This is a genomic window from Ornithinimicrobium carbonis (assembly GCF_977012275.1).
In genome coordinates, this window is sequence record NZ_OZ348993.1 from 2,656,097 (window position 1) to 2,670,980 (window position 14,884).

Genomic DNA, 14,884 nt, shown 5'->3' on the forward strand with positions numbered 1-14,884 from the left:
GCCGGACCGAGCACCACCGACCCCTTTGATGGAGGAACCCATGGAGACCACCGCACCGCCGAACGTGGCGGACATCGAGGAGGCCCTGCGTGACGTCGTGGACCCCGAGCTGGGGATCAACGTCGTCGACCTGGGCCTCGTCTACGGCGTGACCGTCGACGCCGCCAGCCACGTCGTCATCGACATGACGCTGACCTCGGCGGCCTGCCCGCTGACCGACGTCATCGAGGACCAGATCGCCCAGTCCCTCGAGGGTCTGGTCGCCAGCCACCGCATCAACTGGGTGTGGATGCCGCCGTGGGGACCGGACAAGATCACCGACGACGGCCGCGAGCAGCTGCGCGCCCTCGGCTTCAACGTCTGAGCCGGTGGGCCGGGCGGACGGCCCGGACGTGACGGTCGACGTCGCGCCCGAGCGCCTGGACGGCTGGCTCGACCGCTTCGCCGACTCCCACGGGGAGGTCACCTGGTCCGTCGACGACGGGCGGGGGACCTCCCCGTCGTCGTGGCTGGTGCGGGCGGCCGACGGGTCCTGGGCGCGCCTGACCGCCTGGCGCGCGGCCACGGGGGAGCGGGCGACACAGGAGTGGGCGCTCCCCCCGGCCCTGCTCGTGCTGCTGGTCCGGCGCGGAGGGTATGCCGTGGGCCTGGCCGCCCCAGACGCCTCGCTCCCCGCCTCCAAGACCGGCACCCGCCACGTGCAGTCGCGGACCGCCGCCGGGGGGTGGTCGCAGCAGCGCTACGCCCGCCGCCGGGCCAACCAGGCCGACGCCCTCGTCGAGGGGGTCGTCGGCCACGCCGTGCGCGTCCTCGAGGAGGGGGAGCGGCGCACCGGTGCCGTCGCCGGGCTGGTCCTCGGCGGCGACCGGACCCTGGCCGCCCAGGTGCTCGACACGGTGGCGACGGGGCCGCGGACCCGGCTGCACGGCATACCCCGCAGGGAGCTGTGGGACGTGCCGGACCCCCGGCGGTCGGTCCTGGAGGAGGCCGTCCGCCGGGGGCGGGCCGTGCGGGTGACGGTGCACAACGCCTGACCCGGGGCAGGGCCGGGGGCGTCGGGCGGGCTCAGCCGGCGACGGCCACCGGCTCGACGGCGTCGCGGTCGTCCCGGCGCCACGGGTCGCCCTCGCGGGGGGCGTCGTAGCGCTCCCGGTCGAGGATGCCCTGACGCTTGGCCACGATCGTGGGCACGAGCGCCTGCCCGGCGACGTTGGTCGCGGTGCGGCCCATGTCCAGGATCGGGTCGACCGCCAGCAGCAGGCCCACGCCCTCCAGGGGCAGGCCCAGCGTCGACAGCGTCAGCGTCAGCATGACGGTGGCACCGGTGACGCCGGCGGTGGCCGCCGAGCCGATGACCGCGACGAAGGCGATGAGCAGGTAGTCGGTCACGCCCAGGCTGACCCCGAAGAACTGGGCGACGAAGATCGCCGCGATCGCCGGGTAGACGGCGGCGCAGCCGTCCATCTTCGTCGTCGCGCCGAGCGGCACCGCGAAGGAGGAGTAGGCCCGCGGGACGCCGAGGTTGCGCTCGGTGACCGCCTGGGTGACCGGCAGCGTGCCGATCGAGGAGCGGGAGACGAAGGCGAGCTGGATCGCCGGCCACGCGCCGGTGAAGAACTGCCGCACCGACAGGCCGTGCATCCGCAGCAGGACCGGGTAGAGCACGCCGATGACGAGCAGCAGGCCGACGTAGACGGCCAGCGTGAAGCGGCCCAGGGAGCCGATCGTCGTCCAGCCGTAGGACACGACCGCGTTGCCGAGCAGGCCGACGGTCGCCAGCGGGGCGAGCAGGATGACCCACCACAGGACCTTCTGCACGACCGTCAGGGCCGAGCGGGTGAAGGTGAGGAACGGCTCGGCCTCCCGACCCACCTTGATGACGGCGATGCCGACCGCGATGGCCAGCACGAGGATCTGGAGCACGCTGAAGGACAGCGACACCTCGCCGTCGTCGCCGCCGCGCGCGCCCAGGCCGAGCACGTTGGCCGGCACGATGCCGGTGAGGAAGTCGAGCCAGGAGCCGGTGCGGGAGGGCTCGGCGGCGTCGGCGGCGCTGACGCCGGCGCCGCGCGCAGGGTCGACGACCCACCCCACGACGAGGCCGATGGCGACGGAGACGAGAGCGGTGATCGCGAACCACAGCAGGGTGTTCCACGCCAGGCGGGCGGCGTCGGTGACCTCGCGCAGGTTGGCGATGCTGGAGACGATGGCCAGGAAGACCAACGGCGGCACCAGGGTGCGCAGCAGGGTGACGAAGGTGGAGCCGATGATGGCGAGGGTCTCGGAGAGCCAGGTCGGGTTCTCGGCGCTGGCGCCGGTGGCGCGGGCCACCAGGCCCAGCACCACACCGAGCACGAGGCCGATGAGGACCTGGGTGCCGAAGGACACCCGGGGGAGACGGGAGAGCACGTAAGCGGCCTTTCGGGGCGGACGGACAGGGATGCCGTGCCGCACCCGCCCAGGACGCTCGCGCTGGTCCCGGACGTCGGTGCGACACCGGGGACCAACTGCCCGCACCCGCTGGTCATTCCGCTCGCTTATGGTGATCTGAGTCACCAGTTATGAGCGGTCAGGCGTCGTAGTCGTCCACGCTGCCGGCGTTGAGCACGTCGCACTGGTTCGGGTCGCCCGAGTCGTAGCCGCGCATGAACCAGCCCATCCGCTGCTCGGAGGAGCCGTGCGTCCAGGTGTGCGGGGTCACCTGACCCTGCATGCGCTCCTGGATGGAGTCGTCGCCAACCGCCGCGGCCGCCGACAGGGCGGACTCGATGTCCTCCCGGCTCAACGGCTCCAGCAGCAGGTTGCCGTCGGCGTCGCGGGTGCGGGTGGCGTTGCCCGCCCAGGCCCCCGCGAAGCAGTCGGCCTGGAGCTCGACCCGGACGGCGCCGGACTCGGGGCCCTGCTGGTCCTGCTGGGACGCGCGCAGGGCACCGGTGTAGTTCTGGACGTGGTGGCCGTACTCGTGGGCCAGGACGTACATCTGGCTGAAGTTGCCGCCGTCGGCTCCCAGCTGGCTCTCCATCTGGGAGAAGAACCCGGTGTCGAGGTAGATCGTGCTGTCCACCGGGCAGTAGAACGGGCCGACCTGGCTGCTGGCGGTGCCGCAGCCGGTGTTCACCTGGCCCGTGAAGATGATGGCCTCGGTGGCCCCGGCGTCGGGGGCGACCTGGTCCCAGTAGTCCACGAGGGAGACCATCGTGGCCTTCATCCGGCAGTCCACGTCCTCGTTCGCGTCGGCCCCCGTCTGGCACTCGGCCAGCTCGACGTTCTCCGCCGACGACTGCGTCTGACCGCCCCCACCGCCGAGGATGGCGCCCGGGTCGCCGCCGAAGAGCATCACGACCAGGGCGAGCAGGACGGTGCCGATGCCGCCGCCGACGGCCAGGCCGCCGCCGCCGCCACCTCCGCGCCGGGCCGCGCCCGAGCCGATGTTGGCGTTCTCCCTGAAGGTCATCTGTCCGCCTCTGCCGTTCTCCTGCGCCGGTCGGGCGACCGCACGCCTAGCGCGTAGACTAACCACCCTGGTCGCCGCGCCGCACCCACAGGTGCGGGCCGACCACCATCCACGTCCTGATCCCGCCCGGGGTCGTCGTCGCGCCCCGGAGGAGGGACCCGCCATGATCACCGCCAGCGGCGTCGAGGTGCGCGTGGGCTCCCGCCTGCTCATGGAGGACGTCTCCTTCCGTGTCGGCCCGGGCGACCGCGTGGGTCTGGTGGGCCGCAACGGGGCGGGCAAGACCACGCTGACGCGCATCCTCGCCGGCCAGGGCGATCCGGCCGGCGGGACCGTCACCCGCACGGGGGACGTCGGCTACCTCCCGCAGGACCCGCGCACCGGCGACCTGGGCGTGCTCGGCCGCGACCGCATCCTCTCGGCCCGCGGCCTGGACGAGGTGATCCGCGGGATGCGCCGCGCCGAGGAGCAGATGGCCGCCGGGGAGGGCCAGGTGCGCGAGCAGGCGATGGAGCGCTACGGGCGCCTGGAGGCCCGGTTCACCGCCCGGGGAGGGTATGCCGCCGAGGCGGAGGCGGCGTCGGTCGCCAGCTCCCTCGGTCTGCCCGACCGCGTGCTGGCCCAGCCGCTCCACACCCTCTCCGGCGGTCAGCGCCGGCGGATCGAGCTGGCGCGGATCCTCTTCTCCGGGGCCTCCACCCTGCTCCTGGACGAGCCCACGAACCACCTGGACGCGGACTCGGTGGTCTGGCTGCGCGACCACCTGCGCAGCTACGTCGGCGGACTGGTGATCATCTCCCACGACGTCAGCCTCATCGACACGGTCGTCAACAAGGTCTTCTACCTCGACGCCAACCGGCAGGTGCTCGACGTCTACAACATGGGGTGGAAGGCCTACCTGGCCCAGCGCGAGGCCGACGAGCGCCGCCGGCACCGGGAGCGGGCCAACACCGAGAAGAAGGCCGCGGCCCTCATGGCCCAGGCCGACAAGATGCGCGCCAAGGCGACCAAGGCCGTCGCGGCGCAGAACATGGCCCGCCGGGCCGAGAAGATGCTCGCCGGGCTGGAGGGGGAGCGGGCGTCCGACAAGGTCGCCAAGCTGCGCTTCCCCACGCCCGCGCCGTGCGGACGGACGCCGCTCACCGCCGAGGGGCTCTCCCGCTCCTACGGCTCGTTGGAGATCTTCACCGACGTCGACCTGGCGATCGACCGCGGCTCCCGGGTCGTGGTGCTGGGCCTCAACGGGGCGGGCAAGACCACCCTGCTGCGCCTGCTCGCCGGGGTGGACGCGCCGGACACCGGCGAGGTCGTGCCCGGCCACGGGCTCAAGCTGGGCTACTACGCCCAGGAGCACGAGACCCTCGACGTGCACCGGTCGGTGCTGCAGAACATGAAGTCCGCCGCGCCGGACCTCGACGAGACCGCGACCCGCAAGGTGCTCGGGTCCTTCCTCTTCACCGGGGACGACGTCGAGAAGCCGGCCGGCGTGCTCTCCGGCGGGGAGAAGACCCGGCTGGCCCTGGCGATCCTCGTCGTCTCCGCGGCCAACGTGCTGCTCCTGGACGAGCCCACCAACAACCTCGACCCCGCCTCCCGGGAAGAAGTCCTGTCCGCGCTGCGCTCCTACGAGGGTGCGGTCGTCCTCGTCAGCCACGACGAGGGCGCGGTCCAGGCGCTCGAGCCCGAGCGGGTCCTGCTGCTCCCCGACGGGGTCGAGGACCTCTGGGGACGGGACTACGAGGACCTGATCGCGCTGGCCTGACCGGCCACGGACGAGCGGCACGCCCCCCCCGGGCGCGCCGGAGAAGGAGCGCGGATGACCATCGGCACCGGGATGCGCGGGGGCATGACCTACCGCAGCTTCACCAAGGACCCCTCCGTCCGCGACCACCGGCTGGAGGCCGGCACCGCGCGGCGGGTGCTGGGCTACGGCCGCCCGTTCCTGCGCGAGATCGTCGTCTACCTGGCCCTGACCATCCTCGCGGGCGTGCTCGTCACCGCCGTGCCGCTGCTGCTGCGGCAGATCATCGACAACGGCGTGGAGGTCGGCGACCGGGACGTGGTCGTGCGGCTCGGACTGGTCGTCGCCGGGATCGCCTTCCTGGAGACCCTCGTGACCGTGGTCAGCCGGTGGCTGGGGTCGCGGATCGGCGAAGGGCTCATCCTCGACCTGCGCGCGGAGGTCTTCTCCCACGTCCTGCGCCAGCCGATCGCCTTCTTCACCCGGGCCCAGACCGGAGCGCTGGTCAGCCGGCTCAACAGCGACGTCATCGGGGCGCAGACGGCGTTCACCTCGATCCTCTCGGGCCTGGTGAGCAACGTCGTCCAGCTGGTCCTCATCCTCGCGGCCCTGCTGTCGATGAGCTGGCAGATCACCGTGCTCGCGCTGCTGCTGCTGCCGATCTTCCTCGTCCCGGCGCGGTTCATGGGTGCCCGGCTCTCGGCCCTGACCCGTCAGCAGATGGGGCTGAACGCGGACATGCACACCCGGATGACCGAGCGGTTCAACGTCGCCGGTGCCCTCCTGGTGCGTCTTTTCGGCCGGCCCGAGGAGGAGGACGCGCAGTACGCCGTGCGCGCCAAGGGGGTGCGTGACGCCGGGGTGGCCATCGCGGTCAACCGGGTCGTCTTCATGGCCGGTCTGGGCCTGGTCGCCTCGCTGGCGACCGCGCTCGTCTACGGCATGGGTGGGCTCATGGCCGTGGCCGGTGAGCTGACCGTCGGCACGCTCGTCGCGATGGCCGCCCTGCTGTCGCGGCTCTACGGACCCCTGACCGCGCTGTCCAACGTGCGGGTCGACATCATGACCGCGCTGGTCTCCTTCGAGCGGATCTTCGAGGTCCTCGACCTGCGACCCCTCGTCCGCGAGGCCGACGACCCGGTGGACATCCCCGACGGTCCGGTCGGGGTCGCGCTCGAGGACGTGTCCTTCGCCTACCCGGCGGCCGACGAGGTGTCCCTGGCCTCCCTGGAGCAGCGGCCCGAGGCGGAGACCCTGGACGGGCGTCCGGTGCTGGAGCACGTCGACGTGCAGGTGCCGGCGGGGTCGATGGTGGCCCTCGTGGGGCCCTCCGGGGCGGGCAAGACGACGCTGACCAACCTGGTGGCCCGCCTGCACGACCCCACCGGGGGAGCGGTCCGGATCGGCGGGGTGGACCTGCGCGAGGCCTCGATGGACTCGCTGCGCCGCACCGTGGGCGTGGTCACCCAGGAGGCGCACATGTTCAACGACAGCGTGCGCGTGAACCTGCTCTACGCCCGCCCCTCGGCGACCGAGGAGGAGCTGTGGCAGGCCCTGCGCGGCGCCCGGATCGAGGACCTGGTCCGGCGGCTGCCCGACGGGCTGGAGACCGTCGTCGGCGACCGCGGCCACCGGTTGTCCGGCGGCGAGAAGCAGCGGCTGGCGATCGCCCGGCTGCTGCTGAAGTCGCCGTCCGTCGTCGTCCTCGACGAGGCGACGGCCCACCTGGACAGCGAGTCCGAGGCAGCCGTCCAGCGCGCCCTGGACCAGGCCCTGGCCGGTCGGACGTCCATCGTCATCGCCCACCGGCTCTCCACCGTGCGCGACGCCGACCTCATCCTCGTGCTCCAGCACGGCCGGGTGGTGCAGCGGGGCACCCACGAGCAGCTGCTCGCCGAGGGCGGCCTCTACCGGACGCTGCACGACACCCAGTTCCGGGAGTGAGCCCCAGTTCCGGGAGTGAGCCCCCGTTCGCGGGAGTGAGCCCCCGTTCGCGGGAGTGAGCCTCGTTCGCCGGAGTGAGCCCCCTTCCGGGAGTGGTCCTCAGGCGTCCTCCTCGTCCCAGATCCGCACCCTGCGCGGCCGGCTGCTGCGCGCCGAGGCCCGGTCGTCGGCGGTCTCGCCCCGCCGCTCCTCACGCGCGGTCTGCCGCGCCATGACGAGGACGAGCACCAGCCCCACGGGCACCGTCAGCCACCACTGCAGCGCGTAGGCGAAGTGCGAACCGAGCCGGGTGTCCGGACGGGCCAGCGGCGCGGGTCGGTCCGTCGGGGGCGGCTCCTCGGCCTCCAGGATCAGGTAGGCCCCGACGAGCGGCTGCCCGGTCGCCCCGGCCAGCCCGGGCACGTCGACGGAGGCCAGCTGGCCCTCCGGGAGGTCCCGGCCCAGGTCCGGCTCCGAGGGACGCAGCCACCCGGTGACCGTCACCGGTCCGGCGGGAGGCGGGGGCACCTCGGGCTCGGTGGCCGCCGTCTCCGCGTTCCGGACCCAGCCTCGGTCCACCGCCAGCGCGGCGTCCTCCCCGGTAGCCAGCGGGACGAGCACCTCGTACCCGAAGACGCCCTGATAGGGGCGGTTGCGCACGAGGTGCTGGTCGGAGGCGGCATACTCCCCCTCCACCTGCACCCGGCGCCACTGCTGGTCCGGCGGCAGGGTCCCGTCGGGACGCAGCACCTCGCCCAGGGGCACGGCCGGGGCGTCGTAGTTGGCCTCGACGAGGTCGCGGCGCTCGACCTTCTCCTGGTGCCGCTGCCACTGCCACGCCCCCAGGCCGGCGGCGGCCACGCCGAAGAGCACGGCGAGCAGGAGGTAGGCGATCCACCGGGGTCGCCGCAGCACGGAGAGCACCTCAGCCGTCCGCCTCCGTGAGGTCCTCGACCGGGACCACGTCGATGAGGAAGCCGCGCAGCTGGACGAAGTCCCGCAGGTGCTCGCGGTGGTCGGGGCAGGCGAGCCACACCTTGCGCCGGTCGGCGTCGTGCAGCCGGGGGTTGCGCCACCGCACCGCCGAGTCCGCGCGGCGGCGGCAGCCCTTCGCGCTGCAGGCCAGACGGTCCGGCGGGAGCGGTCCAGGGCCCGGTCCGCCGAGGAGCCCGCCGGTCACGAGGCCTCCCGGTGCTCCGGGTCGTCCAGCGGACGGCTGGAGACCACGGTGCCCACGATCGGGCCGTCGTCGTCCGCGGTGGGGCGGTCTGCGACCCCGGACGGGCGGCCCGCGGCCGCACCGGTCGCGGGGTCACCGGACCCGGGTTCGTCGGCCGCGCCCGAGACCGGTCCCGGAGCGGGGGCGGGCCCCAGCCCCCGCACCGGGGACAGGGGTGCCGGCCCGGTCACGCTGGTCCGGCGGTCGACCGCGTTGGCCACCATGACGGCCACGGAGGGGAGCACGACCGCCGCCGCGACGAGCAGCGAGCCGACGAGGTACCACTCCGAGACGATGGCCCACACCGCGAGCGGGAAGGAGGCGGTCCGGATCCCCATGGCGACCAGGTAGCTGCGCATCCGGCGGCTGCGGTCGGCCTCCACCGACGCACGGGCCGACGTCACCGCCTGGACGGGACGCCTCGCCGGGCCGGGTCTGGCAGGGGTGGGCACCTGTCCACGATACGACTACCGTGACCTCCGTGAGTGCTCCCACCCCCGCCACCGAGTCCGCCGCCCCCTCCGCCGACGCCGCCGGGCCCAGGCCCCAGGCCGTCCTCGTCACCGGCGGCAACCGCGGGATCGGGCTGGCCATCGCCCGGGCCTTCGCCGCGGACGGCCACGACGTGGTGGTCACCCACCGCAGCGGTGAGCCGCCGGAGGGTCTGCAGGGGGTGCGCTGCGAGGTCACCGACAGCGAGAGCGTGGACGCGGCGTTCACCCGGGCCGAGGAGATCCTCGGCCGGCCCGTGGAGGTGCTCGTCGCCAACGCGGGCATCACCCGTGACGGGCTGCTCATGCGGATGAGCGACGAGGACTTCGAGGCGGTCCTGGACACCAACCTCACGGGGGCCTTCCGCTGTGCCCGGCGGGCGGTCAAGGGAATGATCCGGGCCCGGGCCGGACGGATCATCCTCGTCTCCTCCGTCGTCGGGCTGCTCGGCTCGGCCGGGCAGACCAACTACGCGGCCTCCAAGGCCGGGCTGGTGGGGCTGGCGCGCTCGATCACCCGCGAGCTGGGCGGGCGCGGCATCACCGCCAACGTCGTGGCGCCGGGGTTCGTGCGGACCGAGATGACCGACGAGCTGCCCGAGGACCTCCAGAAGACCTACCTCTCGCAGATCCCGGCCGGCCGCTTCGCCACCCCCGAGGAGGTCGCGCACGTGGTGCGCTTCCTCGCCGGGCCGGACGCGGCATACATCAGCGGTGCGGTGGTTCCGGTGGACGGTGGGCTGGGGATGGGGCACTGACGGCGCGTCCGTCCCGGTCACGCCGCCTCCGACGACTGCGGGCGGCCACGCACTAGAGTCTCGCCCATGCTCCTCGACGGCAAGAAGATCCTCATCACCGGTGTCCTCATGGACTCCTCGATCGCCTTCCACGTGGCCCGTATGGCCCAGGAGCAGGGTGCCGAGGTCGTGCTGACCTCCTTCGGCCGCACCTTCCGCATCACCCAGACCATCGCCAAGCGGCTGCCGCAGCCGGCCCCGGTCGTCGAGCTCGACGTCACCGACACCGAGCACCTCGACACGCTGGCCGAGCGCGTGGGCGAGCACGTCGACCACCTCGACGGCGTGCTGCACTCGATCGGGTTCGCCCCCAAGGGGGCCTTCGACTTCATGCAGGCCCCGTGGGAGGACGTCGCGACCGCGGTGCACGTCAGCGCCTACTCGCTCAAGGCTCTGGCCGCCGCCTGCCTGCCGCGCATGGGGCCGGGCGGGTCCGTGGTCGGGCTCACCTTCGACGCGCAGTACGCCTGGCCGATGTACGACTGGATGGGCGTGGCCAAGGCGGCCTTCGAGTCCACCAGCCGCTACCTCGCCCGCGACCTCGGCCCGCAGGGCATCCGCTCCAACCTGGTCTCCGCCGGCCCGATCGCCACGACCGCGGCCAAGTCCATCCCGGACTTCCAGCAGTTCGCCAGGTGGGGCGAGCACGCCCCGCTGGGCTGGGACGTCAAGGACCCGGTGCCCGCCGCGCAGGCGTGCGTGGCCCTGCTGTCCGACTGGTTCCCGGCGACGACGGGCGAGATCGTGCACGTCGACGGCGGCTACCACGCCACGGGCTTCTAGCGGGCCTGGCTCTCGACGCACCCGGAGCGAGAAACACGTCCTGCAGCGGGGAGGAACCCGCTGCAGGACGTGTTCCGGCTGCAGGTCGGCGTATGGCGCCACCTGGTGCGGACTGTGGCGCCGGCGGGTCGGGGGCTCAGCCCTCGATGATCGTCCCCTTGCCGACCACGGTGATGCCGGAGTCGGTCACGGTGAATCCCCGGGCCAGATCCTGGTCGCGGTCCACGCCGATGTGCACGCCGGCCGGGACGAAGACGCCCTTGTCGATGATCGCCCGGTGGATCTGGCAGGACCGGCCGACCTCGACCCCGTCCATGAGGACCGAGCGGGTGACGTGGCTGAAGCTGTGCACCTTCACCCGGGGTGAGAGGACGGAGTCGCTGACCGTGGAGCCGGAGATGACGCAGCCCGGCGAGACCGCGGAGTTGACCGCGTGGCCGATCCGGTCGCCGGAGCCGTGCACGAACTTCGCCGGCGGCTGCGGGCCGTAGTTGGTGTAGATCGGCCAGGCCTCGTTGTAGATGTTGAACACCGGGTGCACCGAGACCAGGTCCATGTGGGCCTCGTAGTAGGAGTCGATCGTCCCCACGTCGCGCCAGTAGCCGCGGTCGCGGTCGGTCGCCCCCGGGATGTCGTTGTCCTTGAAGTCGTAGACCCAGCCCTCGCCGGCGTCCACGAACGACGGGACGATGTCCCCGCCCATGTCGTGGGAGGAGTCCTCCTTCTGGGAGTCCTCGATGACCGACCGCTCCAGGGCGTCCGCGGAGAAGACGTAGTTGCCCATCGAGGCCAGGACCTCGTCGGGGGCGTCCGGCAGCCCCTGCGGGGAGGTCGGCTTCTCCAGGAACTCCTTGATGCGGCGCGGGTCCTCCGGGTCGACCTCGATGACTCCGAACTGGTCGGCCAGCGAGATCGGCTGGCGGATCGCGGCGACCGTGCAGTCGGCGCCGCTCTCGACGTGCTGGGCCACCATCTGGGAGAAGTCCATCCGGTAGACGTGGTCGGCTCCGACCACGACGACGATGTCGGGCTTCTCGTCGTGCATGAGGTTCAGGCTCTGGAAGATGGCGTCCGCCGAGCCGGCGAACCACTGCTTGCCCACGCGCTGCTGCGCCGGCACCGGGGCGACGTAGTTGCCCAGCAGGGTCGACATGCGCCACGTCTTGGTGATGTGGGCGTCCAGGGAGTGCGACTTGTACTGCGTCAGCACGACCACCTTCAGGTAGCCGGAGTTGACGATGTTCGACAGGGCGAAGTCGATGAGCCGGTAGATCCCTCCGAAGGGGACCGCAGGCTTGGCCCGGTCGGCGGTGAGGGGCATCAGCCGCTTGCCCTCCCCGCCCGCCAGGACGATCGCCAGGACCTTGAGACGCGAACCGCGCTGCGCTGCCATGGCACGACCCTATGGCCTGCGGGCGACCCTTGGCGAGGGGGGCGGCCCCCCCGGGCGGGGCGGGCGGCATACCCGGCACCCCTGGTCGTGCCGCGCCCGGCACCACTAGGTTGGTCGTGTGCGCATCGACATCCTCACCCGCGAGTACCCGCCCCACATCTACGGAGGAGCGGGGGTGCACGTGGCCGAGCTGACCCGCGCCCTCCGGAGCCTGGAGGGGGTGCAGGTGCAGGTGCGCGCCTTCGACGACCCCGTCGAGGAGGAGGACACCGCCGGGTATGCCGTGCCCCCCGGCCTCGAGGAGGCCAACGGGGCGCTGCGCACGCTGGGGGTCGACCTGCTGATGGCCCACGACGTGGCCGGGGGAGGGGCCGACCTGGTGCACTCGCACACCTGGTACGCCAACCTGGGCGGTCACCTCGGAGGGCTCCTGGCAGACATCCCGCACGTGGTCAGCGCGCACAGCCTGGAGCCGCTGCGGCCGTGGAAGGCCGAGCAGCTGGGCGGCGGGTACGGCATCAGCTCGATGGCCGAGAAGGTGTCCTACGAGGGGGCGGCCGGGATCGTCGCCGTCTCCGCGGGCATGCGCCGCGACATTCTCGCGGCCTACCCCTCGGTCGACCCGGGCAAGGTCCACGTGGTGCACAACGGGATCGACAGCGAGCTGTGGCGGCGGGACACCTCCGAGGAGGCCGCGGAGTTCGTCCGGTCCCAGGGCCTGGACCCGCAGGCGCGCACGGCGGTGTTCCTGGGCCGCATCACCCGGCAGAAGGGGCTGCCCTACCTGCTGCGTGCGCTGCGGTCCGTCGACGACGACGTGCAGGTCGTCCTGCTGGCCGGTGCTCCGGACACGAAGGAGATCGAGACCGAGGTCGTCGGTCTGGTCGACCAGCTGCGCTCGGACCGGGGCGAGGGGGCGGCGCCGGTCGTCTGGATCGGAGAGATGCTGCCGCGCGAGAAGGTGATCGCCGTGCTGTCGCACGCGACGGTCTTCCTGTGCCCCTCGGTCTACGAGCCGCTGGGGATCGTCAACCTCGAGGCGATGGCCTGCGGGGCGCCGGTCGTGGCCACCGCCACCGGCGGCATCCCCGAGGTCGTGCTCGACGGTGAGACCGGCTGGCTGGTCCCGATCGAGCAGGTCACCGACGGGACCGGGACCCCGGTGGACGAGGACCGGTTCGTGGCGGACCTGGGCGAGGCGATCGTCGCGGCCCTCTCGGACCCGGAGGAGGCCGCCCGCCGGGGCGAGGCCGGGCGTCGTCGGGCGGTCGAGCAGTTCGCCTGGACGACGATCGCCGAGCGGACCGTCGAGGTCTACCGGGCCGTGCTGGAGGGCCGCGCCCCGCAGCTGCCCCAGCTGGGCTGACCCCGCTCGCGTCAGGTGCGGCGCCGGTGTCGCAGCCGGCGTGTCGTGCACAGGGGGGCCTCCGGTCCCGGCGTGTCGCGCACAGGGGGGCTTCCGGTCCCGGCGTGTCGCGCACCGTGCCGCCGCCGCTGCGGCGGGTCGCGTGCTGGGGCCCCGTTCCTGCAACAAGCCCTCCGGCTGTGTCCGTCGTCAGGCCCCCGGTCGCGGTGCGGCTCCCCCTGCCTGGACGTGGATCCGTGTCGATCGGGTCGGCCGAAAGGCCGTACCGGTCGAGAGCCACCCGTCCGGTCAGCACGGCACCCTCGCCGGCCCACAGGAAGGCCGCGACCAGACGGTCGTCGTGGGCCAGCGGACCGCGGTGGGGCGCGAAGACACCGGGGTAGACGGACCGGATGGTCCGACCCTCCGCATGGCGGATCGCATCTCCGGACCACCCCGCATCCCGCAGCTGGGCGGAGGTCGCCAGTCCGCGCTGGTGCTCCATGGCGGGAAAGGTGCGGGCCGGACGGGCCCTCCGACCCTGCCTCGGCGATGCGTCGATCGACATGACGGCGATGGTGACGGTGCGCCCCTGACAGCACGAGCGTCCGCGCCTCGTCCGTGGACAGGGTCCGCCACCGGACGAACGGTGTGGACGATGCGCCGTTGCTGCGTGTCGCGTGCTGCGTCGACGGCGTCAGGCCCCGCGACACGCAACAAGGGCGCCGCACGGTGCGCGACACGCCGGAGGGGGGCGGGGAGGTCGGCGGAGCCGTCAGGACCGTCGGTGTCGGTCCTCGCGGGACGTCTCCGGGAGCCGTCAGGACCGTCGGTGTCGGTCCTCGCGGGAGTCGCCGGAGCAACCGGGAGTGAGCGGGCCGCCGTCCCTACGACCGGTACGCCAGATGCAGGGCGGCCACGTTGGTGGCGTCGGCCAGCGCAGAGGCGGCCCTGGCCTGCAGCCGGCGGAGCAGCTCGGCCCGGGCGGCCGTGCTGGCCGCGTCGAGCGAGCCGGTCACCGAGTCCAGGCCGGCGTCGGCCAGGCGGAGCACCGTCCCGGCCAGGTCGACCACCCGCAGGGCACGGGGCGGCAGACCCCCCGGCAGACCCCAGCTCCCGGCGCCGTCCCGGACGGCCCTGGCCCGGGCTACCCCCCGCTCGGCGTCCGGGCCGAACGGGGGCGCGCCGGTGCGCGCCAGCTGCTCGGTGAGCGCCGTGAGGTCGGTCCGCAGGCCCAGCTCGGTCTGGCCCAGGTCCAGCGCCTCGATCCGGTGGGTGGGCACCGGCTCGGCCGGGTATGCCGTCCAGCGCGCCATCCAGCCCCGGTCACCCTCGGGGCCGAAGGGCTCGATCGTCGGAACCAGCGCGCCACCGACGGCCGGGACGAAGACGCACTCCTGCGAGCGGGTGGCCGCGTCGAGGAGCTCGACCGGACCGCGGGGCATCCCGGCGACGTCCCCTGGGCGCGGCAGCGCCACGAGCACGGCCCGCTCGCCCAGGGAGGCCCACAGCTCGACCGCCTCCACGAGGCCGGCGGACTCGTCCAGGTCCGGAAGGGCGCGACGGGGCAGCTCGGCCGCGGGCGTGCGGCCGCCCAGGACTGCCGTCCCCCACAGGGCGACGCGGACGCTGGCGGGCAGCTCGTGCTCGGACACGGCCCCGATGCTAGGCGCACCGGCGGGAGGCTGCGGACATGCTGCGGGGCTGCGCGGCGCGCCGCGCGGGACTGACTAGAGTG

Annotated in this window: 14 protein-coding genes; 7 read left to right on the top strand and 7 right to left on the bottom strand. The window is 73.3% G+C overall.

The genetic code is table 11. The annotated features are described in order from the left end of the window. Nucleotides 1-40: 40 nt before the first annotated feature. The gene (locus tag ACWHYA_RS12165) at nt 41-364 is read left to right on the top strand and encodes a metal-sulfur cluster assembly factor (protein WP_425943522.1); all 324 of its coding nucleotides are present in this window, start codon (nt 41-43) and stop codon (nt 362-364) included. Between the two features lie 28 nt (nt 365-392). Continuing rightward, a complete protein-coding gene (locus ACWHYA_RS12170) occupies nt 393-1,034 on the top strand; it encodes an acVLRF1 family peptidyl-tRNA hydrolase (RefSeq protein WP_425943520.1) in 642 nt (213 codons plus the stop codon). 31 nt (nt 1,035-1,065) lie between these two features. On the opposite strand, the gene ACWHYA_RS12175 is transcribed toward ACWHYA_RS12170, so the two are convergent. Together ACWHYA_RS12175 and ypfJ are read right to left on the bottom strand one after the other, a co-directional pair. Then, a complete protein-coding gene (locus tag ACWHYA_RS12175; RefSeq protein WP_425943518.1) occupies nt 1,066-2,409 on the bottom strand; it encodes a dicarboxylate/amino acid:cation symporter in 1,344 nt (447 codons plus the stop codon). 160 nt (nt 2,410-2,569) lie between these two features. Continuing rightward, nucleotides 2,570-3,454 carry a KPN_02809 family neutral zinc metallopeptidase gene (gene ypfJ, locus ACWHYA_RS12180; RefSeq protein WP_425943516.1) on the bottom strand — a complete coding sequence of 295 codons (885 nt, stop codon included), beginning with the start codon at nt 3,452-3,454 and terminating at the stop codon, nt 2,570-2,572. Between the two features lie 163 nt (nt 3,455-3,617). Here ypfJ and ACWHYA_RS12185 point away from each other — a divergent pair, with 163 nt between their 5' ends. Together ACWHYA_RS12185 and ACWHYA_RS12190 are read left to right on the top strand one after the other, a co-directional pair. Next, nucleotides 3,618-5,216, top strand: coding sequence for an ABC-F family ATP-binding cassette domain-containing protein (locus tag ACWHYA_RS12185; RefSeq protein ID WP_425943514.1), 1,599 nt, complete (start codon nt 3,618-3,620; stop codon nt 5,214-5,216). Between the two features lie 54 nt (nt 5,217-5,270). Next, nucleotides 5,271-7,139, top strand: a complete 1,869-nt coding sequence (locus ACWHYA_RS12190) for an ABC transporter ATP-binding protein (protein WP_425943512.1) — start codon at nt 5,271-5,273, stop codon at nt 7,137-7,139. Nucleotides 7,140-7,238: 99 nt separating this feature from the next. On the opposite strand, the gene ACWHYA_RS12195 is transcribed toward ACWHYA_RS12190, so the two are convergent. Genes ACWHYA_RS12195 through ACWHYA_RS12205 form a run of 3 tightly spaced genes read right to left on the bottom strand, consistent with a single transcriptional unit; the run spans nt 7,239 to nt 8,789 of the window. Continuing rightward, nucleotides 7,239-8,033 (bottom strand): SURF1 family cytochrome oxidase biogenesis protein, encoded by a 795-nt coding sequence (locus ACWHYA_RS12195; RefSeq protein ID WP_425943510.1) that lies wholly within the window; start codon nt 8,031-8,033, stop codon nt 7,239-7,241. A gap of 10 nt (nt 8,034-8,043) precedes the next feature. Next, nucleotides 8,044-8,298 (bottom strand): hypothetical protein, encoded by a 255-nt coding sequence (locus ACWHYA_RS12200; RefSeq protein WP_425943508.1) that lies wholly within the window; start codon nt 8,296-8,298, stop codon nt 8,044-8,046. Continuing rightward, nucleotides 8,295-8,789 carry a DUF3099 domain-containing protein gene (locus tag ACWHYA_RS12205; protein ID WP_431472942.1) on the bottom strand — a complete coding sequence of 165 codons (495 nt, stop codon included), beginning with the start codon at nt 8,787-8,789 and terminating at the stop codon, nt 8,295-8,297. Before ACWHYA_RS12205 ends, ACWHYA_RS12200 begins: the two co-directional genes overlap by 4 nt. Before the next feature lie 29 nt (nt 8,790-8,818). Here ACWHYA_RS12205 and fabG point away from each other — a divergent pair, with 29 nt between their 5' ends. Then, on the top strand, nt 8,819-9,586 hold the full coding sequence (gene fabG / locus ACWHYA_RS12210) for a 3-oxoacyl-ACP reductase FabG (RefSeq protein WP_425943504.1): 768 nt from the start codon (nt 8,819-8,821) through the stop codon (nt 9,584-9,586). Nucleotides 9,587-9,652: 66 nt separating this feature from the next. Then, nucleotides 9,653-10,408: an enoyl-ACP reductase FabI gene (gene fabI / locus ACWHYA_RS12215; RefSeq protein WP_425943502.1), complete on the top strand. Its 756-nt coding sequence runs from the start codon at nt 9,653-9,655 to the stop codon at nt 10,406-10,408. Nucleotides 10,409-10,544: 136 nt separating this feature from the next. On the opposite strand, the gene glgC is transcribed toward fabI, so the two are convergent. Next, on the bottom strand, nt 10,545-11,801 hold the full coding sequence (gene glgC, locus ACWHYA_RS12220; protein WP_425943500.1) for a glucose-1-phosphate adenylyltransferase: 1,257 nt from the start codon (nt 11,799-11,801) through the stop codon (nt 10,545-10,547). A 118-nt stretch (nt 11,802-11,919) separates the two neighbouring features. Here glgC and glgA point away from each other — a divergent pair, with 118 nt between their 5' ends. Then, nucleotides 11,920-13,167, top strand: a complete 1,248-nt coding sequence (gene glgA, locus ACWHYA_RS12225; protein ID WP_425943498.1) for a glycogen synthase — start codon at nt 11,920-11,922, stop codon at nt 13,165-13,167. Nucleotides 13,168-14,033: 866 nt separating this feature from the next. On the opposite strand, the gene ACWHYA_RS12230 is transcribed toward glgA, so the two are convergent. After that, nucleotides 14,034-14,801 carry a hypothetical protein gene (locus ACWHYA_RS12230; protein WP_425943496.1) on the bottom strand — a complete coding sequence of 256 codons (768 nt, stop codon included), beginning with the start codon at nt 14,799-14,801 and terminating at the stop codon, nt 14,034-14,036. Nucleotides 14,802-14,884 lie beyond the last annotated feature (83 nt).

Excerpts from the sequence above, each read along its gene's own strand:
- ACWHYA_RS12165 (WP_425943522.1), top strand. The coding sequence starts at position 41 with ATGGAGACCACCGCACCGCCGAACGTGGCGGACATCGAGGAGGCCCTG.
- ypfJ (WP_425943516.1), bottom strand. The coding sequence starts at position 3,454 with ATGACCTTCAGGGAGAACGCCAACATCGGCTCGGGCGCGGCCCGGCGC.
- ACWHYA_RS12185 (WP_425943514.1), top strand. The coding sequence starts at position 3,618 with ATGATCACCGCCAGCGGCGTCGAGGTGCGCGTGGGCTCCCGCCTGCTC.
- ACWHYA_RS12190 (WP_425943512.1), top strand. The coding sequence starts at position 5,271 with ATGACCATCGGCACCGGGATGCGCGGGGGCATGACCTACCGCAGCTTC.
- fabI (WP_425943502.1), top strand. The coding sequence starts at position 9,653 with ATGCTCCTCGACGGCAAGAAGATCCTCATCACCGGTGTCCTCATGGAC.
- glgC (WP_425943500.1), bottom strand. The coding sequence starts at position 11,801 with ATGGCAGCGCAGCGCGGTTCGCGTCTCAAGGTCCTGGCGATCGTCCTG.